The organism is Pseudomonas sp. SDO5271_S396 (assembly GCF_054071795.1).
In genome coordinates, this window is sequence record NZ_JBSVWB010000016.1 from 55073 (window position 1) to 76874 (window position 21802).

At 54.5% G+C, this 21802-nt stretch carries 17 protein-coding genes and 3 pseudogenes; 8 read left to right on the forward strand and 12 right to left on the reverse strand.

All coding sequences use genetic code 11. From position 1 onward, the window contains the following. Positions 1-22 precede the first annotated feature (22 nt). Both ACW9IN_RS13540 and ACW9IN_RS13545 read right to left on the reverse strand, forming a co-directional pair. Entirely contained in the window at positions 23-2152 is a 2130-nt protein-coding gene (locus tag ACW9IN_RS13540; RefSeq protein ID WP_457366350.1) for a M48 family metalloprotease, read from the reverse strand. Positions 2153-2257: 105 nt separating this feature from the next. Continuing rightward, positions 2258-2461 carry a hypothetical protein gene (locus tag ACW9IN_RS13545; protein WP_457366351.1) on the reverse strand — a complete coding sequence of 68 codons (204 nt, stop codon included), beginning with the start codon at positions 2459-2461 and terminating at the stop codon, positions 2258-2260. A 231-nt stretch (positions 2462-2692) separates the two neighbouring features. Between ACW9IN_RS13545 and ACW9IN_RS13550 the strand changes: the two genes are divergently transcribed. Further along, positions 2693-2914 (forward strand): tautomerase family protein, encoded by a 222-nt coding sequence (locus ACW9IN_RS13550; protein WP_457366352.1) that lies wholly within the window; start codon positions 2693-2695, stop codon positions 2912-2914. After that, positions 2911-3612, forward strand: a complete 702-nt coding sequence (locus tag ACW9IN_RS13555; RefSeq protein ID WP_457366353.1) for an SDR family NAD(P)-dependent oxidoreductase — start codon at positions 2911-2913, stop codon at positions 3610-3612. The genes ACW9IN_RS13550 and ACW9IN_RS13555 overlap by 4 nt, the downstream gene beginning before the upstream one ends. Before the next feature lie 16 nt (positions 3613-3628). Here ACW9IN_RS13555 and ACW9IN_RS13560 read toward each other — a convergent pair whose 3' ends face one another. Beyond that, positions 3629-4516 (reverse strand): AraC family transcriptional regulator, encoded by an 888-nt coding sequence (locus tag ACW9IN_RS13560; RefSeq protein ID WP_457366354.1) that lies wholly within the window; start codon positions 4514-4516, stop codon positions 3629-3631. 120 nt (positions 4517-4636) lie between these two features. Between ACW9IN_RS13560 and ACW9IN_RS13565 the strand changes: the two genes are divergently transcribed. Continuing rightward, positions 4637-5122 carry a hypothetical protein gene (locus ACW9IN_RS13565; protein WP_457366355.1) on the forward strand — a complete coding sequence of 162 codons (486 nt, stop codon included), beginning with the start codon at positions 4637-4639 and terminating at the stop codon, positions 5120-5122. 92 nt (positions 5123-5214) lie between these two features. Here ACW9IN_RS13565 and ACW9IN_RS13570 read toward each other — a convergent pair whose 3' ends face one another. The 9 genes and pseudogenes from ACW9IN_RS13570 to ACW9IN_RS13610 all read right to left on the reverse strand — a co-directional run bounded on the left by ACW9IN_RS13570 (position 5215) and on the right by ACW9IN_RS13610 (position 16389). Then, entirely contained in the window at positions 5215-5601 is a 387-nt protein-coding gene (locus tag ACW9IN_RS13570) for a hypothetical protein (protein ID WP_457366356.1), read from the reverse strand. A gap of 223 nt (positions 5602-5824) precedes the next feature. Then, positions 5825-6613 (reverse strand): hypothetical protein, encoded by a 789-nt coding sequence (locus ACW9IN_RS13575; protein ID WP_457366357.1) that lies wholly within the window; start codon positions 6611-6613, stop codon positions 5825-5827. 585 nt (positions 6614-7198) lie between these two features. Further along, positions 7199-8941: an anti-phage dCTP deaminase gene (locus ACW9IN_RS13580; protein ID WP_457366358.1), complete on the reverse strand. Its 1743-nt coding sequence runs from the start codon at positions 8939-8941 to the stop codon at positions 7199-7201. A 592-nt stretch (positions 8942-9533) separates the two neighbouring features. Then, a pseudogene (locus ACW9IN_RS13585) lies at positions 9534-9704 on the reverse strand (integrase domain-containing protein); the annotation flags it as partial. Between the two features lie 875 nt (positions 9705-10579). Further along, positions 10580-11006: pseudogene (locus tag ACW9IN_RS13590) on the reverse strand (tyrosine-type recombinase/integrase); the annotation flags it as partial. Positions 11007-11039: 33 nt separating this feature from the next. Beyond that, on the reverse strand, positions 11040-11639 hold the full coding sequence (locus tag ACW9IN_RS13595; RefSeq protein ID WP_457366359.1) for a DUF4145 domain-containing protein: 600 nt from the start codon (positions 11637-11639) through the stop codon (positions 11040-11042). Between the two features lie 421 nt (positions 11640-12060). Continuing rightward, positions 12061-13914, reverse strand: a complete 1854-nt coding sequence (locus tag ACW9IN_RS13600; RefSeq protein ID WP_457366360.1) for an ATP-dependent nuclease — start codon at positions 13912-13914, stop codon at positions 12061-12063. Positions 13915-14017: 103 nt separating this feature from the next. Next, positions 14018-14122: pseudogene (locus tag ACW9IN_RS13605) on the reverse strand (integrase domain-containing protein); the annotation flags it as partial. 938 nt (positions 14123-15060) lie between these two features. Then, positions 15061-16389 carry a tyrosine-type recombinase/integrase gene (locus tag ACW9IN_RS13610; RefSeq protein ID WP_457366361.1) on the reverse strand — a complete coding sequence of 443 codons (1329 nt, stop codon included), beginning with the start codon at positions 16387-16389 and terminating at the stop codon, positions 15061-15063. A 387-nt stretch (positions 16390-16776) separates the two neighbouring features. Here ACW9IN_RS13610 and ACW9IN_RS13615 point away from each other — a divergent pair, with 387 nt between their 5' ends. The 5 genes from ACW9IN_RS13615 (at position 16777) to ACW9IN_RS13635 (ending at position 21703) form a co-directional block, all read left to right on the forward strand. Then, complete coding sequence (locus ACW9IN_RS13615; RefSeq protein ID WP_457366362.1) at positions 16777-18204, forward strand: site-specific integrase; 1428 nt, start codon at positions 16777-16779, stop codon at positions 18202-18204. A gap of 1442 nt (positions 18205-19646) precedes the next feature. After that, positions 19647-19946 (forward strand): helix-turn-helix domain-containing protein, encoded by a 300-nt coding sequence (locus ACW9IN_RS13620; protein WP_457366363.1) that lies wholly within the window; start codon positions 19647-19649, stop codon positions 19944-19946. After that, positions 19943-20461: a Rha family transcriptional regulator gene (locus ACW9IN_RS13625; protein WP_457366364.1), complete on the forward strand. Its 519-nt coding sequence runs from the start codon at positions 19943-19945 to the stop codon at positions 20459-20461. The genes ACW9IN_RS13620 and ACW9IN_RS13625 overlap by 4 nt, the downstream gene beginning before the upstream one ends. Positions 20462-20933: 472 nt before the next feature. Continuing rightward, positions 20934-21197, forward strand: coding sequence for a hypothetical protein (locus ACW9IN_RS13630; RefSeq protein WP_457366365.1), 264 nt, complete (start codon positions 20934-20936; stop codon positions 21195-21197). Continuing rightward, positions 21194-21703, forward strand: coding sequence for a hypothetical protein (locus tag ACW9IN_RS13635; protein ID WP_457366366.1), 510 nt, complete (start codon positions 21194-21196; stop codon positions 21701-21703). The genes ACW9IN_RS13630 and ACW9IN_RS13635 overlap by 4 nt, the downstream gene beginning before the upstream one ends. Positions 21704-21802: the final 99 nt, after the last annotated feature.

The following is a 21802-nucleotide window of genomic DNA, read 5'->3' on the forward strand; positions in this document are numbered from 1 at the left end:
GGGGCTTTTTTATGGGCGAGCGTCAGCCCTCGCGGCTGAGCAGAAGCTTGCGTGCCGCGGACGCGCTCACGTAATCGAGCATCAGCGACAACCCGTCATACGGCTCGATTTTCTGGTTATCGATGCACAGCCGAGCCATCTGCAACAGCACCTGGCGTTTCTTCTTGTTGACCCGCGCATTCGGTACGCCGAAGGGGGTTTTGCGCAGCGTTGGCAGCGGCGCCTCCGGCGTCAGTTCCACGGTGACCCAAATGCCCTGGGCAAATTGCAGGCTCACATCGGCGATGTGCTCGATGGGCAGCGGCTCGGTCAGGTTGGCAAACACAAAATGTTCCGGGGTCAGACGCAGTGCCGTTTGCGGCGCGCGCTTGAATTGGCGCAGGCCCAGCCACAGAAAAATCAACGCGATGCCGGCAATCGCCGCACCCGCCCCGACGGCCGACAAAGGCGTACCCTTCAAGCGTTCCGGGGCCAGCCAGGGCTGGGCCATCACCCCCAGGCCGACCAGCACGAAAGGCACCGCCAGCACGGCTTTCACCATGCCGCGCCAGCCGAAACCCTCATGCAGGCTGCGCTCGCCCTGCGCGGACGCAGCCAGGGTCTCCAGCGCTTGAGTGTGCGCCGCATCGGCGGACTCCGACGCGGCAATCAGGTCGCGGGACAACTGCTCGCGCACGGTGTGGGGGGCACTGAAACAGGCGTCGATCTGCGCATTGGCGGTGTGTGTATTGACCGCGCGCGTGGCGATGCGCACGGCGTCCTCTACGTGCACGCTTAATGCTTGTAGGCGTTCGCCATTGGACGGGTGGGAATCGGTGGGGTGGGGTTGATGAATCTCCAGTGCTTCAGCCGGAAATTGCAGTGCGCATTCCTGCAAAGCGGTGAGCGTGGCATCGGGCAGATCCTCGGCGATGGCCTTCTCACACAGGGCTATCAAGGCCTCTTCCAGGGGGTGATGCAGCACCGTTACCCGCAACAACGCCGACGCCGCCGCTTGCGCGCCCGCTACCCGAGCGCCGGCGGCATCCGCCAGCAACTCCCGCTCGCGGCTCCAGTGGTTCACTGCGTGATCGAAGCGTTGGATGAAAAACAGACCGAGCATAAAGGCGGGGCGCATCAGCCGTGACTGAAGCGCATCGCTGAACAGCATGGTGGTGAACAAGCCATTCAGGCTGCGCTGGATACCGTCGTAGATCGGCAGAAAACGCAGGCTGTATTCGGTGTCGTCCCCGGCAAAGTGCGCCAGTTCATGGCCGATCACCGCATCGACCTCTCCACGATCCAGCAGGCCTAAGTGCAACAACGGCACATGCAGGGTGCGCCCGCGCAGACGGGTTTCGGCGGGCAATACAGTCGCCTCGCTGGAGGTCACGTAAAACCCCTGGGTAAGGCTCACCACGATATGGTCCGGTGCCAATGCCTCCAGCCGACTGGCCAGGCTTCGGACTTGCGCCCATAACCCCGGCGCCTGTTCGGGCGTGACAACCAACCCGAACATCTCGAGCGGCTCGGGCTCGAACATCGTCAGCATGGGTCGCAGCTGTTTGAGCAGCAGCCAGATCGAATACAGGCAGAACGCCGCAATCACCGCCAGCACCGCCATCAGCTTGATTTCGCCACTGCCGAGCCGGCCGATATGCCACAGCGCCAGGCCTTCGTAACTCAACGCCAGTGCCACGGTCGTCGCCATCGCTACCACATGGCTGACCAGCACATAGGGCAACCATCGGCTGCCCAGGGAAAACACCTGCAACAACTTTTCCCGCGATTGCTGCGCGCGCCGGCCCGCCCACTGGGTGCCGGCCAGCGCCGCCGTGCCAATCAACGCGGCCAGTAGGCCCAGGCCCATCACCCAGGGCGCCAGGCCACGTAATACCCGCTGAACCTGCCGCGCCATGGGCAGTTCGGTCTCGATCTTGTCCAGCCGCGAGAGCGCCACGGTTACGCCGATTTTTTCGTCGCCCACGTCGATCAAGGCGTTGAGGTTGTTCGCCGCTACGGCACGCAATTGGCGTTGGGCGATAGTGACCTTGGCGCTGTAATCGCTGAGCTGCGCGCTGTTCTCGGCCACGCGCTGGTACTCCCAGCCGCCGAGCGCGCTCAACAGCAGCGGGACAATCAGCAGCAGGCAGATCAGTTTCAGGGCGTTCATGGGCATCCGTTCACAACGCGAAGTCGTGACGGTTATACCGAAAAAAACCGAGGCAGGGATAGAAAGGAAAGGGCGGGCAGCGCAAGTGCGCTGCCGCCAGGTGCATCAGTTCTGCGGACGCTGTTTGGTGGCGTCCAGCTCGGCTTTTTTGGCCGTGCTGATTTCGGTGATTTTTGCCGACTTCTCAATCGCCATGTTGAACGTGGCTTCCATCTTGGCAATCGCCGAATCGGCGTTGTTGGTGCTGCCAGAGCCGCTGGCTGCGGGCGGCTTGCTGCCGCCGCCGCAGGAAGGAGGAACGCACGACATTGAAGCTCCTTGCATCATGAAGACGCGTGTTGAGGGTTGTGGGGAACACCAGGGGATATTACTTAGCCAGCATCCGAAGCTGCTGTGAAAACTTGTGGAAGCGCCGTGAAACTCATTACATCAAGTTATTAATGAAGTACCTGGCCCCACCTTTTTCACCTTCCAGTGAACTTCTAAATTGGCCTCACCGTCGGGCCATCATCCAGATAGCCGGCCACTGGAGCCACCGCCATGCCTTTTGTCAGCCTGCGCATCACCCGTGATGGCGTTACCCGGGAGCAAAAAGCCCAGGTCATCGCCGAATTCACCGAAACCCTCGAGCGCGTCCTCAACAAACGCCCGGACCTGACCCACATCGTCATCGAAGAAGTCGACACCGATAACTGGGGCTACGCCGGCATCACCACCACCGAATACCGCAAATCCCAAACCTCTGCCGGAGAAGCATCATGAGTAAAGTCGTCATCATTACCGGCGCTTCCCAAGGCATCGGCGCCGCTGTGGTCCAGGCCTACCGCGCTCTCGACTACCGGGTGGTCGCCACCTCGCGTTCGATCCAGCTGTCCACCGATCCGGACATCCTCACCGTCGCCGGCGACATTGCCGACCCGGCCACCGCCCAGCGCGTGATCCACGAAACCCTGGCCAAATTCGGACGGATCGACAGCCTGATCAACAACGCCGGTATCTTCATCGCCAAGCCCTTCACCGCCTACACCCCGGAGGATTACGCCAACGTCCTGTCGGTGAACCTCAACGGCTTCTTCTATATCACCCAGCTGGCCATTGCCGAGATGGAGAAAAATAACGCCGGGCATATCGTCAACGTCACCACCAGCCTGGTCGACCACGCCATCGACGGCGTGCCATCGGTGCTGGCCAACCTCACCAAGGGCGGGCTCAACTCGGCGACCAAATCACTGGCCATCGAATACGCCAAGCGCGGCATTCGCGTGAACGCGGTGAGCCCGGGGATCATCAAGACGCCGATGCACGGCGAGGAAACCCACGCGGCGCTCGGGCAATTGCACCCGATGGGGCATATGGGGGAAGTAGGCGACATCGCCCAGGCGATCGTTTACCTGGAAACCGCTGGCTTCGTCACCGGAGAAATCCTGCATGTAGACGGCGGCCAAAGCGCCGGCCATTGAACGGCTTGGCCCGGCCCTAACCCGGCCGGGTGCTGTCCTCTCGGGGCGAGCGGCCGAAAAAAGCCTTGTAGGCCCGACTGAACGCCGCCTCCGACTCATAGCCAATGGTGAAGCCGATCTCGCCGATGCGGCTGTCGTGTTTCGACAACATCGTTTTCGCCAGCGTCAGCCGCCATTCATTCTGATACCGCAGCGGCGAACGCCCCACCAGGGTGCTGAAGCGGTCGCAGAAGTTGGAGCGCGACATGCCGGCAATGTCCGCCAGCGCATCGATGCGCCATTGTTGCCCCGGGGTTTCATGGATGGCCCGCAGCGCACGGGCAATGCGCGCGTCCGACAAGCCACCGAGCCAGCCCGACGCAGCGTTCTGCTGAACCCAGGTGCGCAGAATGCGGATCACCGTCAGGTCGATCAGCCGCGACACCATCAGCGCCCCGCCCGGCTGCGTGTCGTTGGCCTCAAGCAACATGAAATGCAGGATGCCCTCGGCCCAGGCGGCGGCTTCGGTCTTGCGGATATGGATCAAGCGAGGCAACGCAAACAGCATCGCCTGGAAACTGCTCGCATCGAACCAGAACCGGCAGATCACCACCGCCGCTGGCCCGTCGCAGGCTGTGATGCGCATGCCCGAAGGGTCGTGGGGCAGCAGAATCAAATCACCCTGTTCCAGCATTACAGCCGGCTGCTCGGCGCCTTCGAGCTGCAACCGTCCGCTCTGCACCACGCAAATGTGCGCGCTCTTCTCATCCAGCCCCAGGCCTTGCCCACTCGCCAACGGCGCGGAATACACCCGATCCCCGGTCAGACGAATTTGCGCCAGCACCTGCGACAGCAGATCGCCCTTGGCCAGACCTTCCAACTGCATTTCCGGATGAATGATCAAGTTTTCGAGGGGATTCATCATGTCTGCGCGACCCCGCTTTCATTAAGCTGACCCCGAATCATAACGCGCCGATGCCACCGAAACGAAACCCTCCAGCGTTGGCCGTTCATGCACATCGTCCAATCACGTGGGAAAAATCAAATGTTCGGAATCTCCGCCCTAGGCTGGATACACACACTGGGCAGCCTGCCCGCCATCCCCCTGGCCGCCTACATGTTCATCCGCCACGGCCGCATCGTCCCACGCTCCACCCCGGGGCTGGCCTACCTGGTCTCGATGCTGATCGGCGGCTTCACCGTCTTCCTCGTCGCCAAGCAACCCGTGAGCAACATCATCGGCGTCATCACCCTTGCGCTGCTGCTCGCCGGTTACACCGTCGGCAACCTCACCTGGCTTGGCCGCGCACGGGCTTACCTGGAAACCCTCTTCCTGAGCCTGAGCGCGTTCTTCCTGATGGTGCCAACCGTCTCCGAAACCCTGCGCCGCGTGCCCGACGGGCACCCGTTTGTGACCGACCTGAAATCGCCGGTGTTGCTGGGCGCGCAGGGGGTGATTGCGTTGGTACTGGTGGTGGGAGTGGCGGCGCAGATGGTTTATTTGCGTCGTAGAGGGGGGCGGTTTGCGTAAAAAAATTCTCGGGTTTTCCAAACCTTAGAAAGCACAAAGCCCCGTATTGCATCGGACACCACCTGAAATCGTGAGCTAAGCAGGCGCTGCGTCTAAAACAAGCCGAACTTAACGGCGGCGCCAAAGGCAGCTAAGACCAATAGCAATCCGATCGCGCACCGATGCAACCGCACCAATTTGAGTTTGAGCGCTGCGGGCAGGTTCGCGAGATCTTCAGGGCTGAGCTGACCTCTCTTGAGGTGGAAGCCGGGAAACGCAAGAATCCCGGAAATGCCACCGATCAATAGAAGTTTGCCCCAAGGCCCACCCTGCCGTAGTGGGGCCCTGGCCATGATCGCCGGGCTGTTTTTCAGGTGCTCCAGGATCAAATCCATTTTCGTGTAGGCCAGGCGTAGGCAAATACCCATCCAAATATAAATGCCAGCAATGTCTGCGATGCCGACGACCAACAGCACTGTGTCCATTGTGCTTAGGCTCATTGGCCTGCCTCGTAGAGCTTTTCGGCGAGTTTCTCTGTCACTGTGCCCCCCACCATCCCCCCAGCGACGGAACCGCCGCCGACCACGACGATGCTGCACGCCAGAGTGCCCGTGCCAGCGGTGGGTACATCGGAACCCGAGGGCTCGGGCATTTGCTCGGTGCAAACCCTACTGTCAGGCCTATCATGAATACCCGTCAGGAACGTCCCCTCCGAACGCTGATTTACTCAGGTTCGGTTACGAATTCGTTTTTAATTTTACTTTTTACGGCAGAGAGTAATGCATGAAAGAAAGGTTGTTCGTCTTTGCCGTGAGCCGCGTGGGAGCATGTATATGCAATTACATCGGCGATTTCAAATAGCTCCGAAGGACATCCCCCAATGTTTGGGGTGGCCTCCAGCACGGTCCCGGTTCCCATATCGATAAAGCCTCTAGCCCAGTAATGAGCTTGGCGAGATTTGTCGCCGAGAAATTTCACTTGGGTGGCGTCCGGCGCTACGAATATATCCATTTGCTCCAGGCTAGGCCCATCGTTCATGCCTGGCCTGCTCGTAAAGCACGTTTGGGCAACTATTCCGAGAATTCCTTTCACATCGAATTTGGCTGGTACTTCGACTCTTCTATCTCCGCCCTCTAGGGTAAAGCTCCCCGCGCTCCAGTCGGGTCTTACTTTTTCTTCAAATGCCAATCCATATTTCACCAGTACGTCGCACTGGTTGATAAGGGTGATTACATTTCGGTAAACGCTCTCAACGTCGCGGTCAGACAAGTGTTGCAGGCCAATCTTTTCGCGAGAGACCTCCAGTCGCAAATCTTTGCAATGAATTTCGACATTTTCAGGAATGTTGAAGCGCTTTTTTATCTCTTTCACACCTCTTATCAAGCGTTTCAGCCGGGTGCGTCGAAAAATGGCAAACCCATAAACAATCGCGCCGTTGAACACGCTATCGTCGCCCACCGCTACAAAGTGGGCAGTAGGACTGTTTCCGGCCTTTGTGCTCTGGATACCCATCTATTAATCCGTCCTGGTAGCGGGTGGAAATAAGGTTGAGGCTTTATGGAGAAGGCTTTGGTTTTTTGACTTCGGAAGGGCGTGGCACATTTTTTTGCATTCACCTTGTCCATACTGCCGGGCTGGGCGTTGAACCTTGGTGTATTCCATTGATGGGCGTCTTTCGTAGGCCCCTGATCGCTTGCGTGTTCAGTTCAGCAGAAAATGCAGATTGGTGCTTGTTACGTGCTTTGTTACGTATGACAGAAAAAACAAAGGCCTACATCGCTGCAAGCCTTTGTTTTTAAATGGTGCCGGCACCAGACGAGCGGTATGTTTCTGCGGGGCTAGATTTTTCGGGCGTCTGGAGTTCGCTGGAAAATTCGGCGTACCCCAATTAGTAACTATAAATAAATCAGCTAGTTATGGCGTTCGGTGGAATCGAACTCGGGATTTCTGAGCTATACCGCGCTGTAAATAAAAAGGGGGCGGAGTGATTTTCTGAAATAAACCATGTCCCCCTGCATGACTGAGGTGAACCGCGGCTCAAATAAATCTTGTACGCGTATCAAAGCCAAAGTACGTCAGTAGCTATTTACTAGCTCCTTATTCCATGTATGCTAATTCGTCTTTGTAAGGCAGCACTGAATCATATAGTTGATGATAGCCCTTGCCTACGGCTCCGTAAAACTGTAAAAGTTCAGGTGGATTTTCGCCGACTTCTAATATATGGTCATTCGCGATTCCAGGGTAAGGATCGATGAAAACAATCTCCTTCAATCCTAATTGGTAGGCTTTCTTAGCGCAAAGCTCACAAGGGCTGGCAGTAGTGAATAGCTTTCCACCTTCAATCGCTGCTCCACCATACTTCACGATTTGCAAAAAGGCATTTTCTTCAGCATGAAGCGATCTAGTATGAACTTGATTCCCGCGTGTACGCTCGCTGCTTTCCAATCCGTTACGGATATCCTTGAAGCAGTAAGATAAATTCTGGCCACTTGATTCTAATGCATCGGCTAGTTTGATAAGCTTCTTACCTGCACTTAATCTGAATTCAGAGTTGGTTCGCTCGTACTTGCTATAGGCAACTGCATCGAAATCGTTCATCAAGCCTTTAAGTGATCGTAACGAACATGGAACCTGTCCCTTGGCTACGTCATTCCATCCCACAGCTTTGATAGAAAAATCTGCATCAGTGACTACGGCACCAACCTGCCGAGAAACGCACCCTGAGTTGCTTTTTGCTGAGTACGCAATTTGCATAACTCTTTCCATAGAGGTTGGCGAAACAAGGCCAGGGTGGAGCATTAACGCTACGTACCAAGCCAATTGAGCTTTCAATACATTGTTATTATCAAGCTCGCCTCTTGGATTAAATAGATGTATATCTGATATTTCTATGCATTGCTTAACATTCTGACTAATAAAGTCTGCATGAGTTATTTTTGTTTTGCCCGATTCATGATCATCAATTTCGCGGAGCTTGTCAGAGGTAAATTTATGCACACTGTGAAGGTAAGCTGCCCGATCATCATCGGGTGCATTAATGGATACAAGATAAAACGCAGAATATCTATCCTTGAAAAATCTGGCCTCATATGGGTTTCGAATAGCATCCACAACTATGAGAGCCTTGTCTTTTATGCTTCTAATCCCTTTGATTACCCTGTTTATAGTTTCGGGTAGATGAAAGACGCTGGTAGGCATAAAGTCAACGGACTTGTAATCTTTATCAATGCATCCAATTTTTCTTATTGAATTACCTGCTGATTGATATATCGATACATAAAGAGCGTTATCGATTTTTCGCAAATCGCTTTTGAAGTCATTTGTAAACTTTCTCATGAGTCGCAAAAAAGAAATAAATTTTTCTTTTTCTTTATCTAAAAGCACGAATTTTTCTTCATGATCCAATAGCTTGCTCATGATAGGTGAAAACTTGGCCTTTATTTTGTTTTTGCCGTAGGAACCATTCTCTAAAACCTCGAGCAGCTTGGTACTATCAATGGGAGCTTCTAGTGTGCCCATGATGAATAAAAAAAGCTCTTGAGTCTCCATTGACAATAAATACGCCGATATGAGATCGCTAACCTTTATTGAGTAGAACTGTACGATGTTTCGCTCCGCGTAGTTTTTAAGTATTTCGTAGCGTCTGCCATTTAAGCGCTCAAAAAAAGGCTTTCCCTTGTACTGGATTGCATTTAAATCTGGAAAGTTAGGGTTGGAACCCTCTAGGATATTTGCTGCTGTGGTACAGCCTGATCCGGTTCGACCAGTCAGCCCAATTACAACAAATTTGCTGCGCTCTTTGAAGAGGGATGACACTACTACCCTATTGTGACTTACCATTTTATCTCCATATGCATTATTATATATTCGTTGTCTAAGGTTGAATCCCGCGTTATTAGCTGGTTTTCAGCATTCAAGCGCTCTCTAACTTATAGCAGCTCGTAAGTCTGGGCCAATGGGGTTAGGTCGGATCAGCTCCCCAACCTGCATTGCAGGCCGGGAGCGCAATGGATGCTGCTATCTGAACTTGCGGGCAAACCTACCTTTCACCACTCTGGTTAGATAGCTATTCAGCCCATGGCCAGATCGAGCAAGCTGCTGCAACTGGGAGACCATTGGGCCCCAGGCCGCGTCCCATCATAGAGATATTTCCAGCCGTCTTTGAAGGCTACGACAATTGACCCTGGCCCAATCTCGTACCCGACCACACCAGAATCTCCAACCCTGTTTTCGTACCTTTCCATGCCTCGGTCCTTCTGTGCTTGGTTGAAGTTCGCATGGTGGCACAGGGCCGCACCCAATGACATCCACACTTAGTCGAGATATAGATACGAGTAAGGAGCGGGGAAAAACCATGGTGAAGCGATCCAGAACCTAAAAGGTTCACCGGAATGTGTGCCTAAGTCGTTGTTCAGTACCAGACGAACGGCAATGGCCCGTTCGAGCGACACCAGTGTACGAATGCCTTCCATCTATCTCTGTGCGCTTTGACCGTGTCGTAATGCCCGCCGCCAAAGAGATCGCATAACGCCTGCGGTCCGGCATAACTCAGTTGTCGGCCATAGCCAAAATTGCGTCCATTTCGCCTGCCCACCAGTGCCATGATCGAACTCCTCTCGAAGCCAAAACTTTTAAAACTTTCCCCACGTCATCCCGCAAAGAATGTTGAGTGTTATCAGGGATCAAGGCCCCTGCGGCCTGTGAGGGTTGTCCACTGACGCGGGACTGGCGGCTCTTTACGACCGGGAGCTTGGGCATCTCATGATCTGGCCTCCTGAGCACTTCCGAGGAAGTGGGCGGGTGGAGGCTGCACTGGCTGACGAGACCAGTGCCGCGAGATCCTGAGTCGGGTGAAGGCAGTGAAGCGATGACCGGGGCATGCCTGACTGTCAGTCAGGTGCAGTCCATTCCTGGGCTACGGCACCATCATCGGTATCGCTGTTGCTGGTGACTTCGGTGTTTGTCACGCCGATTGTCACGAGGGGGAATGCCGCAAAGCCTTGTACGAGTTGGGCTGCAGCAGTGGTAGGAGCGCCCGTCTCTTTCCAGGAGAAAGAGACGGGCGCAGGTTGGCGCAAGGAATGGCCAAGCAGATAGGTTGCTGCAGGGCAGCTATGCAAGGGGATGAGTTTCCGCAGTGGGCACACTGGTAAAAGTAGGCATCCATCACATCGCTGTGACCGTGCGAGCCGCCGAACGCTAATCGCACTTTGCGAGAAGCGCCACGGTGTGGCGTAGCCTTAAAGGTTCTAGCTACCTGGGGTTGCTGTCTATGACAGTGCTTTGCCAGATCTTTCCACGCCTGTGGATAATTCGGGTCGAGGCTCGCATTTTTGGAAGTTCTGCGGCTGTGGCGGAAATCTGTGATGTTCCACAGAGAATTTCGTGGGCTTTAGATTTTTTAAGTGAGTGGCTTTGCAGCCCGCTTGAATGGACCCACGTGGACAAGCGAATCGCTGAGATGTGAAGACCTAGCGCTTACTCAGTTGCTCCACGTTTTGCTTTTAGGCGAGTGACGTTCGCTCCGGTCTGGTCCGCGAATTCGTGTGGAGTGACACGCATCTGCCGGTTGTCCTCTAGATACCGGCTCCGCCGGTTCATGATCAATCTGTGCTCTTCGATGAACTCGGCCTTGTGGATGTAGCGGTACGGACGTTGTTGCGTTCCTTGTGGCTCAACTGTCGTTCAATGGCTGTTTGCAACCACAGTCCTGACTCGATCAGTGCATTTCAGATTATCGAATGGGGTCCATGCCCGCAGATGCTGGTTTTTGGGGCGTTCCCCATCGACCGAAGCGCGTTGACAAGAGCCTCCAGGGTTTGGCATCCCCCGCGAAGATCAATGCGAATTTGCCTGGGAGTGCATGGGTTTTTTCGAGTAGCACTACTGCATGCGGCGATAAGGGCTCGAAAAGCCGGCATATCACACCGCGATACTGCTACGCCTCACCCCTGCCACGACCCCGCTGGACACGGGCCGGCGATACAAATAGGAATTGCCCAAGGGCCGTGACAAAGTCGATCGACTTACGGGCATCAGATTCGTCAGGTAACTCTGCAAGCTCGTCAGCGTGTCTTTGATCGTTGGCATCCAAGCGAACCTCATGAGCCCAGGCGGCCATCTCGGCGGTAATGAGGTGTTGTTCCGCTGCCTGGAGGATCCGGCTATTGAGAGTGCCTTTGACCAGGCCAATTTCTTTCAGCATCGCATCAACAGATGACGCTGCCAGCATCACAGCTCCTGCCGGAGCATGGATGCTGTTGATGGCCTGAGTGAGAAACTGCCGAGCTCTCGCTGGTAAGGCATCGTCGACGATCTGGGCGGATGGCCAAATATGCTCGATGTCGCTCCAGCCAACGCGGAGGGCACTGGAAACGGTAAGGACAACTCCGGCGCAAGTGCGACAGGAGTAGGTGGCCCATCGCCTGTTTCGCTGGGCGTGATCGGTGGTAACTATGTCGGTGGATTTGCCCATGTTGGGCATAGCCACGTTGCAATGGGGGCAGCGGTCCAAGGCGAGGTTAGGGTCTTGTCTCATGTCGATCTCTCAGATTGACCAAGCCGCTATTGGGCACCTTTGTTACGTCTGTTGTTACGTGTAGCACCCAAAAAAAAGGCCCGCATTGCTGCGAGCCTTTGTTTTGTATGGTGCGGCACCAGACGTACGGTCACAGCCGCCCGAGGTAGTATTTCCGGGTGCCTGGAATTCTGTGGAAAATTAAGCGTATCTCTAAAAGTCACTATAAATCGTTCGGCTGGTCATGGCTTTCTGTGGAATCGAATTCGGGATTTATTGGTTTATTCAGCTGCACGACGTTGCCTGATAAAGCGATAGATAGTCGGTGATTAAGTGAGATCTGCGAGTGCCGCCACCACCATCGGTAGTGACAGGCACTAAGCGTATCAACCAGCTAATCTGTTTCAGATGCTCATGCCAGAATATAAGAAAAAATTTAACTTTATCGCAATGTGCTCTCGACGGCTTTGATTACATCATCTCCACATCTAATGTACATAGGGAAGCCGCTGACGTTAAGAATTTTGCTTTGTAGCTTGATTACTAGTTTGTCATCTTCGATGGATAGATCAAAAATCCCAGACTTTTCTCTGAGTATCGTTTTTGAGAGGATTTTTATTTCTTGTGTTGTTGTGCCGGAATTAAGTTTAGCCATTGCAGGTGCTGCAATGGATAGCAGTAAGTCTCGTAATGATTCTGCCTCGCTGATTTGGTCCGCCAGAGACGCAAACTTAATGCACCTAACTATTTCAGGGAAGTTTTCATAAATATCTTTATTGTCGAGACTATCAAGGTGAGAAATTTCATCAACGGCAGCGCTTGGTTTCCCTTCAGAGGTAAGTCGATCTGAATGCTTGTAATAAGACTCTACCGCACCTTTTCGCAAGATGAAGCAACCTGCCAGTTCTAGTAGGTCGAGTATCGCTTCGATTCGACGTTTTATTGTGATCCACTCTGCTCCTGATTTAAGCTCGTTTAACTTTCTGTCATCAAGTTCGAATAATGAGCAAAAGCAAGCTCGTTTTTTTGCCTGAGCGTCAATAATATCTTTTCTGTTAATCCAATAAGGATGGCTAACTGCAATGGCAGAAATGTCATCCCAATATTTTATCACTAGATTGCAAAAATCATTGTACACAGTAGTTGCAAGCTGCGTGGCCGACTGAGCTCCAGTGCCGGTTGCTTTTCGATTAGCCTCTTCGCAATCCATGAGGAAATAATTTGTAAGATCTAAGCCGTCAGCGAAAGCATCTGCATCTGCTAAAACTATTGGTGTCTTTCCTAAGAGTTTCATGAATTTCGAAACTACGGGCATCTGACCCGTGCCGATCACTGGTAGGATCTGAGAGCCAGCAGCCTCTAGATGTAGTTCCAGTTTTTGAGAGATGAAACTGCAAAGAAGCATATCTGACGGTCCCTCAACGAGCAGCGGTCTGCGACAGAAAAGTGAAAGCTTGTGCTCTTGGCCCAAACGAGCGACCAAAGTTTGCAGTTTTTGATTTTTTAACTCTCCGGCAGAAGGATCAACCTGGACGGGTGGGAGGCCGAGGTCGTGACAGAATAATAATGATAATAGATCTTCGCACTTTAGCACTCTCAACATTTCTGTTGAGTGGGTAGCTATTAAGATTATTTTTTTGAAACTTCCTTCCGAGGGGTGGCCAGACGCCGATATTATTTCATTTAGTAAGAAGGCTTGGAGTTGTGGGTGTAATGAGACTTCAGGTTCGTCGAGTAGCAATGCTCCAACGTCATCATCGTATAAGGCGGCCAATATCCCAACGAGGTGAAGTAATCCGGAAGCCTCTCTTCCAGATGAATATGGTTGATCTTCTCCGTCTAATCTCGCAAAGGAAACTTTTAAAGTCCCTCCATCCCACTCGATTAATATGTCTCGCTTGAAGAGCTTCCTAAGCCTTTCTTGTACTTTAATAAGTATGTCGGCTCTTTCGGAGAGAGTTTGAAAGTCTCCCTCCAGGGTCTCAATATTGTGTCGGCGAACAACGTCGCTCTTGCTTCCAAACTGGGCGCTATTATATGACGGGTTGCCGCCATGGTGACCGTTGAAATCTGACCTGTATTGCTCAAGTAATCCCATTCTGCCCGCAGAGAGAAATCTGACTTTTTTGTCTTTGGTATGTGGAGGCAATGAGTTTTTCAGGGCCCTTAGTAAATGTGTCTTCCCGCTGCCGTTAGGACCTATTAAAACAGTTAGCCCGCTCCGTAAGGTAATGGATCTGTCGTAGTTTCCATTGTGGCTTTCAACATTTACATTTAACTTGATTGGGAATGTCATTGCTCGTCTCTGTTGTCGATGGCCAAGGGTTTAGGGCTGACGATTGTGCTGCCGGTTATGGGTTAATTTTCTGATTTCGTTTTTACTCGCTGGCGCCGTGCCCTTCCGAGCGGCACCATTTGACGAATGCCTGCAAACGATCACAGTCTGCTGTAGCCGTACGATAGTGGCCACTGCCGAACATGTTTTTCTGCGACTGAGGCCCTGATGCCTGTCGTAGCCGAGATTACGCCTCCCACTACCCACCAATGCCATGGCGGTCATCTAAATATCCGTTCTCCGATCCCATCCCCACGTCATCCCGCCAATAATGTTGAGTGTTATCAGGGATCAAGGCCCCTGCGACCTGTGGGGATGTCCTCTAACGCGGGACTGGCGGCTCCTTACGTCCGGGAGCAAGGGCATCTCATGATCTGGCCTCCTGAGCACCGTTACCGGTGGGCGGGTGGAGGCTGCATTGGCTGACGAGACCATTGCCGCGAGATCCTGAGCCAGGTGCAAGCAGCAATGAGATGACCGGGGCATGCCTGACTGTCAGTCAGGTGCAGTCCATTCCCTGGTCTGCGGCACCATCATCTACAAGGCTGTTGCTGGTGACATCGGCGTTTGTCACGCCGATTGTCACGAGGGGGAATGCCGCAAAGCCTTGTGCGATCAGGGCTGCGGCAGTGTTAGAAGTGCCCGTCTCTTTCCACAGAAAGAGACGGGCACAGGTTGGCGCAGTAGTCGGCCAAGCGGATAGATTGCTAAAGGGCAGCGAGGTACGGGGTATCGGCGCACGAGCGCTATATGTGTAAGAGCATCCATCACATGGGTAGTGACCGGGCGAGCTGCCGGATGCGAATCGCCCTTGGGGAGAACCACCGCGGGAGCGGCGTGACCTTGAAGGCTCGGGTCACCTGGGGTGCTGTCATCGACAGCGCTTGCAAGATCAGTTCTACGCCTGTGGATAATTTTGGTCAACGCCCCATCACTCGTGGCCTCTGGGGCTGTATATGAAATTATCCACCGGTGGAAATCAGTGGCATCTAAAGGAACCGAGTTGGCTTTTAGCTTTGCAAAGCGAGGTTCATCCAAACAGGGCGGCTTTGCAGCCCTGTTTGGATGGACCCGAATTAAAGAGCGGCCAACAGCGATCTGGCGGATTCACCGACGATTGAATGCGCCACGCCCACTTGGTAAGGGGGTGATGTTGTCCCCAGATGGATGGGCAAACTCATGTGGAGTGACATGCCCCGATCTGTTGGCATCGATGTAATTGCTCCACCACGCCATGATCAGCCGACGCTGCTCCAGAAATTCGGCCTTGTGGATATAGGCGGCACGCACGCGATTGCGTTCCTTGTGGCTCATTTGCCGCTCAATAGCCGCGTCTGTCCACAGCCCTGACTCCAGCAAGGCGCTACAGGCCATGGTCCTGAATCCATGCCCGCATACTTCCTTGGATGTGTCGTAGCCAACGTTGCGCAGCACCTGGTTAACCGTGTTCTCCGACATTGGCTTCCAGTACTTGTGGTCACCGGGCAGCACCAGCTCGGAGAATCTACTCAAGCCGCGTAATCGTTCTAGGATCGCGATGACTTGCGGAGAAAGCGGCACCATCTGTATGTCTCCGCTCATCGTGGTGCCACGAGTGGAATTGCGCACGCCGTCGATTGGCTTGCGGGTGTCGGGGATTTCCCACATCGCCCTTTGCAGGTCGAACTCATCCCAGCGCGCAAAGCGCAGTTCGCTGGAGCGCACGAACACGTGCAGCGTCAGCAGTACAGCCAGCTTGGTTAGCTCACGGCCGTTGTAGTTGTCGATCCGGCTGAGCAGTTCGGGGAGGCGGTTGAGTGAGAGGGCGGGGCGGTGCACTGTACGCGGGGTATGAATCGACCCTGCCAGATCGAGCGCAGGATTCTGGCTGATCTGCCTTGCCCGCTTCGCGCCCCGCATGATCGTGGAGAGATAGTTCTGCACGCGCAGGGCAACGTCCATGGTGCCGCGCTCTTTGATACGCAGAGTGATCTCAAGCAGATCATGGGTATCAAGCTCGGCGATGGGGCGTTGGCCGATCAGGGGGAAGACGTGGGTGCGTAACCGGCTCATGACGGTCTTGGCGTGTCCCTCCGTCCAGCGCCGGGACATTTCGGCGTGCCACTCCAGGGCGACGGTTTCGAAAAGCAGGGAAGCTCGTTGAGCCGCTACCTTCGCTTTCTTCTTCTCTTCCATAGGATCGAGGTTGTCGATCAACAGGGCCTTGGCTTCATCGCGCTTGGTCCTAGCGACGGCCAGCGAGATGATGGGGTAGTTGCCGATGATCAGCGTGCCTTCTTTGCCGTTGGGCTTGAAGTAGCGCAATCGCCACGTTTTCACGCCGTTGGGTTTCACGAAGAGGTACATGCCGCCACCGTCGAATAGCTTGTAGGCACGTTCGCGAGGTTTCGCCGTACGGCATTTCAGGTCGCTGAGAGGAACGGCTAGACGTGGCATAAGGGTACGTTCTCCATGCAGGCAAGACGCTGTACCCTAAAAATACCCCCGGGGATGGGGTATTTTGTTGGATCCCGACGGAGGGTCCTGGAACGAAAAAACCCGCCAAAGGGCGGGTTTTAGGGGCTTCCAAGGCATTCGGTGGAACGCGATGGAGCTGGATATGGTGCCGGCACCAGGAGTCGAACCCGGGAACTACTGATTACAAGCCGTTTGCTCTGAGGCTTTTCCCCGCTTCATCAAGTATCACCTGTTTTGCTTGGTCTAGGTTTTACATGGCCTGCAGCCAATTCTGTGTATTTCTATGTTTCACCTGTTAGCGTACCTTTGCATGAGAAACGGGGAGCGGACGGGGAAAACGGGGAAAGAATGGCTAAGCGTACGCGAATGACCGAGATGGAAGCCTTTGCTGTAAAGACTCGTCAGTCGGAGCCGGTCGGCTCTCGCGGAAAGGGGACTTTGCTGCTCGAACGTAAAGCTTCCGGAGCTATTCAGGCCTACTATCGGGAACGAGCATCTGACAGCGACAAGCGGCTGCCTCTCGGAACGCTTGCGAAGAAGCCGCGTGTGGGTACAGACGAGCAGAGCTTGGATGGTATCCGGGGTGAGGCTTTGCGAATTTCAGTTGAGGCCGCTGCCGCTGGCGGTATTGCCAAGTACTTGGAGCACATCTCGGTGCAACAAGTAGCGGCCGCGGCTAGTCGTGCAGCCACAGCCGCATTGGAAGAAGCGGAACGGCTAGAACGTTTCCGACTCGCCGAAATTGAAGCGGCCCGCGGAAGCTTTCACGATTTGTTCCTGGATTACATTGAGTCGCGCCGCGTGAAGGCGACACCAGGCGTCGTGAAGGAGTTGGAACGGCTGCTCAAGACGAACATGCAAGAGCCCCATCCAGAGGTAATGCGGATGAAGGCCCGAGATATCAGGGCTGACCACATCCTCACAATTCTCAATCCGATCTGGGAGCGCGGCTCCAAAGTGCAGGCGGATCGTATGCGTTCTTTTCTGGTGGCGGCATTCAACCATGGGCTTACGGCTGAGAGTGTGGTCGGTCGCTCCAATGCGAAGACCTATAGCCTTGAGATCAACCCTGCCGCAATGGTGAAGGTCGATAAAGTCTCGGCCCCTGTCGAACGAGCCTTGTCTGATGCAGAGCTGAAGCAATTCTGGGATACGGTTGAGGATACTGACGGTATCGGTCCGGTTATGGCACTGTTATTCAAGTTCGTCATATCAACGGGCGGCCAGCGGATCAAGAACCTAATCGAAACCACTTGGGCGGACTACGATCTGGACGCGGGTACGGTGCTATTGATTCACCGTAAAGGTAGAGGTGGTCAGACCCTGAGCCGACCGCACCTGGTACCGCTCTCTGATCGAGCCATTGCCATAGTGCGGCAAGTTCGGGAAATCAATGGGGATCATCCATGGCCCTGGACTACGCACGGCAAACAACCTTTTGTGATCAGTAGCCCGACCCATGCCGTTGCAGACTGGCTGGATTCCAAGCATGCGCTAATCGCTGGCGGGAAGATCCCGACGTTCTCTCCGAGAGATTTGCGCCGGACCTGTACACAGCTAATGCAGAAACATGGGGTTGATGATCGGCTGTCTGATCTTCTTCAGGCTCATGGCCAAACAGGTGTCGTTTCTCGACACTACCGAAATAATCCCGAAGCGGCGCTGCCAGAGAAACGTAAAGCTATCGAGCTCTTTGACCGAGCTTTGGCTAAGGCTTTGGGGGAGGTCACTGATACGGGCAACGTGCTTTCCATCTCGCGCCGGAAAAAGAAAACCCCCGATGCAATGTCGTGAATGTCGTGCAGCTGACCCGAATCCGAAAAGAAAATCCCCTCCCCCATGCCCCAATCTTGTCGCACATAGGGCACCACCATCAGTCCGCTGCTGAATCCCCGTAGTACGCGGCCTACAGCACATTTCAGTTCCGCAAACTCTGCTAAAAACACGCTGAAACTGCGAATAAGTGGGAATAACAGCGAATAAGCGGGAATAAACAACGTTTAGTAATACGGTACGTTGTTAGTTTGGTAGTTTGAGCTGGCGAGATATGTCGCGACACGGTTTCTTAACTCACATCTTGTGTCGCGACACTGCGATTACTTAGCGCGGCTGCGATTTCCGCGCCACGTTTTACTTAGCTTGTGTTTCGTGGCGCGCACGACAAAACACTGGGGCAATCATCGTCAAAATATCATCGTCAAATCGATGCATGATCATTGCTTGAACCTACTGAGGCCCTCATAAGTCCCTCTGAAACCCCCGTCTGTAGGGCTTCATGACTAATCCGACGAACGGTCATTACGATGATTTTGGGTACTCACGGGGGCTCAGGCGTAAGCAAGAGACAGTAAGTTTAGCGTTAGAGATGTACGGGGATAGTTATTGCACACAGGTGATTCAAAAAATCTGGTTGATGTTTTTCTAGCGGCAGTTAACATGCGACCACGGCTAGAGCTTTCTAACAACAAATGAAACGCCATAGAACATCAATGGCTGGGGTTAGAATCGCTGACAGTTGGATTATCAGACAAAGAAAAGCCCCGGACGCTACCAACGTCGGGGCCTGTTCGGGAAAGACGCTACCAACGTCCTCTGCATACCAGCTAGGCCAGTACACAACCCCGAGGGGAGAAGCATTTTGACGGGCTTCTAAGTGATTCAGTTAGGCTAAAAGCGCCTAATTGGTTCACGGGCGGACTGTAGTACCTGCGGGAATATTGCGCAACACTGGTGTCCTATACAGGTGCTGTGTTTCCGATGACTTGCCACCTTTCGACCTTTTTTCAGGCGCTGGTGGCCTACAGAGCGCTCCTCTCGGTTTTTCCAGTCTTTGGAGATTCCGTGAATGGCACAAATAGCAACCCGCAGTACCGATGTACCCAATCTGCCCATACCTGGTGCACGCGCTACCGCTGCCCAGCTCTGCGCCAAATACCAAGTCAGCCGCGCTACATGGTGGCGCTGGTCCAAGACTCCCGGCTTTCCCGCTCCTATTCGCTTCGGTCGTTCCGTCCGCTGGGAGCCCGACTCTGTGGAATCCTTCCTGCTCAGTCAGGAGGCTTAACCCATGATGACCAATCAACTCTGCGCTGACGCGGGGACAGGATCGCTTTGTCTAGAAAAAGCGGCTCTATCCCTTCCTCTACCCTTAAACGCTTTGGTGCTTAATCGTCGTCTAGTTTGCCGCCATCAATTCGTCCATCCCGACGCTGACTCTGATAGTGGGGTGGCCTGACATGGAAAAGATCCTGCATTCCGAGAAGAGTTGCTCGGCGCAAAGCATCAGCGACACCAGTGGTAGCGCCCAGCGCATGCGCCTTTTGGCTTACCTGCATCTGCATGGTTCGATCAACACCTTCCAAGCCATCATGTTTCTAAACATCCTGCGCCCTGGTGCGCGAATATCTGAGCTGCGTGCGCAGGGGCACGGCATCGTTACCCACCTGGGTACGCTGAAGGATGCTCAAGGCCGCGATCACCAGAAGGTTGCGACCTACTACCTGAGTACTGGCCCAGTGCAGAAGGTGACCTCATGACGACCAAGATCATTGAGCCGATGGGCGAGGGTGATCCGGGAAATCCTCACATTGCCGTGATTGATTACCAGGGCGAACCTCGCGTGGACAGCCGCCTGCTGGCTGAGCAACTGGGTAACAAACACAAAAACTCGATGGCGCTTATCGAGCGCTACCTGGCGAAATTTGAAGAGTTCGGGGTTGTTCCTTTTGAAACGGAGAAACCCTTGGCCGGAACTGCCGGTGGTAGGCCGGAGCGCTTCGCCCCGCTGAACGAAGATCAAGCGTTCTTCCTGCTGTCGTTGTCCCGCAATACCGACCGAGTTGTGGAGCTGAAAGCGAGCCTGATCATGGCGTTCCGCGAAGCACGGTATGGGAACGCCTGCCGGACGCTGGAGGCCCGCAAGAAGGAAGCCAGCAGCAGTGGCCGACGCCTGGCTCACTGGCGCTATGACAAACCGGGTGTGTACGCGCACGTTGCTCATCTGAGGGAGCAACTGAGGCTGCCACTCGATTCGGAGGACTTCCGCCCATGACAGCTATGCTCATGATCAGAGACAAACGGTCGATAACTTTTGTTGCAAGCAATCTTGCTCGTCGGTATGGTTCGCTCGTCGCTGCAAATTCAGCGATCGGGCTTGGTAACCCGACGAAATCAAGGCGCAACAGCGCCCCCATTACGATTGCAGGCGCTTTTTTTGTGCCCGCAGTTACGTGTTATGGCGGCTGTGCGTGGGAGGCATTCGTGCCTGCCGGGTTCCTTGATTCCCGGTTTACCAACCTGCGCACAGCTGCCACCCATTCGCTTGGTAACGAACGTGGCAGCTCCTCAGATCAAGGAGCTACACCGATGAACCACGCCCTCATTCCGTCCGCAATCCGCGCATTTGCTCACCGCCGCTTGGCCCTGAGCGCCCTCCGCGCAAACTCGTCCCTTTCCGTTCGTCTCGCCTGTTACAACTCCCACATGACCATCGCTCGTACCCTGGAATCTGCCGGCGGTGCGCAATGAATACTCCCGCTCGCACCATCCAAGAAATCGCCCACGACACGCTTGAGGATCTCGAGAGCGCCCAGATCACCCTGCGCAAGGTTGAGGCCGTTCTCTTTGCCGCATTGGCAGACAAGGGCACGAGTCAGCACGTCCGTAATTTGGTAGATGTCGCGTGGAACCTAGCAGCTGACGGCGCCAACACCGCCGATTGCAACCGCGAGGCAATCTCCGCCGCTCTGTCCGGGTGCGCTGCCCTGGGCGCTGGGGGTGAGCTATGAGCCGCTCCTACAAGGCAATAGCCGAGACCGGCGTGCAGGATCTGTATGAAGTAACCAGCGCGTTCGAAAGCGTGCGCGCAATCTTCACGCTAATGCTCGATACCTTCCCCGAAGACAGTACGCCGCACGCATTCGCGCAGCTTGGCACACTAGAGATAAACGACTGGACCACCAAGGTTTACCAGTGGTGCGAGTGCATGGAAAACGAGCTGGATGATACGAACGCCGAGGCGCAGAACGCGTCGCCGTTGCCGCACTACCTGCTGGACCAGCGCAGTAACGATGTGGCCGAGGCGATTTCTGCCGAGCGCTCACACGCTACCCGGTGGTGGACGCACTTAAACGAGATGCGGCGCCGCAAGGAACTGCCTGACTGGGTGGCGGCGGGCGTCGGCACGCACGATGAACACGATCTGATGCTGGAAAGCCGGAAGGCCGTCAATCAAGCCCTATTCGGATCGGACGACCTGGGCGGCGCTCAGCAATACCGCGAGGTCGCCCTATGAGCCAGCACACGCGTTCACATTCGATCCTTTTTATCAGCCCCACACTTTGTCCAAAGCCACCGCGTACTCACGTGAAGCGCCGACGCCCTGACCTAAGAG